Origin of the sequence: Clostridium sp. HV4-5-A1G, from assembly GCF_900184915.1 — a bacterium.
Classification (GTDB): Bacteria; Bacillota; Clostridia; order Clostridiales; family Clostridiaceae; genus Clostridium_B; species Clostridium_B aromativorans.
This window is the reverse complement of sequence record NZ_FXYI02000349.1, coordinates 1-1,161: the sequence shown is the minus strand read 5'-3', so window position 1 is coordinate 1,161 and position 1,161 is coordinate 1. Positions and strand designations below refer to the sequence as shown.

Annotated in this window: 1 protein-coding gene; it reads left to right on the top strand. The window is 29.3% G+C overall.

Translation table 11 applies throughout. The features are described from left to right. A partial coding sequence (locus J5G60_RS18420; RefSeq protein ID WP_207876645.1) for a sensor histidine kinase occupies window positions 1–1,161 on the top strand: 1,161 nt, incomplete at both ends.

Here is a 1,161-nt window from a genome sequence, read left to right as displayed (position 1 = left end):
ATTATATTTATATAGTTTTAGGTATATTGATAAAAATAATCATATCAAAGATATGAAAGCATATCATGATATAATTTTAAAAGACGATGATTTTAATCATCCGCCAGACTTTACTAAAATGAGAAATCTTATTAATGTTGAGAACTTTATTGTCAATTTTAACCATGGGGAAAAAGAAATACAATATGTAAACAATCCTACCAATAATTCTTTACCTATGAATGGAAGTCCAGGAGCTAAAAGAATAGATTGGATAAGTTCCTTTGCAAAAAATATAAAATCAGAAACACAATTTAGAGCCTATTACGATAAAGTAGAATATTTAATCATAATAAGTCCAATAAAAAATACGGACTCATTGAAATCATACTTTGTGACATATATGCCATATTATGTAGATAATAAGTTTTTATATGAGGTAATATTGATAGGGATGATATTTATCATTATAGCTTTTATTACCTCAAAACTTGTTGCGACATATATATCAAAGCCTCTTAAAAAATTAGAAAATTATACAAGAGAAATAGCAGACAAGAATTGGGTTGAACCCATTAAAATTGACAATGATGATGAGATTGGCAAACTTGCCAGGTCAATGAATATCATGCAGAAGAAACTAAAATATGCCGATGAAAACGAAAAGATATTTCTCCAAAGTATATCCCACAGTTTAAAAACAACAGTCATGGTTATTATGAGCCATGCCCAGGCAATTATAGACGGTGTTTATATAGATTCTCCTGAAAGGACAGCAGAAATAATAAAGGATGAATCAATTGGACTTGAGAAAAAAATAAAACAGATACTCTATCTCAACACATTGGAATATACGCTGGAGAATAACCTTGAGAGTGAAAAGAATAAAAGCATGGATTTGAAGGACATTGTCAGTGACATGGTGGATAAGTTTAAAGTAATCAGTGATGATATTAAATGGGAGTTAGAGACAAGCAGCTGCATTATCTTTGCAAATGAGGAAAAAATAAAGGTGTGTCTAGAAAATATACTGGACAATGCATTGAGATATGCCGAAAGTATTATAAAAATCAGACTAGAAAGAAATGATAATTTTGCTGTAGTGGAAATATATGATGATGGAAAACATATTGATGAGGACAGTATAAAATTGATATTCAATCATATGTATAAAGATAAGAC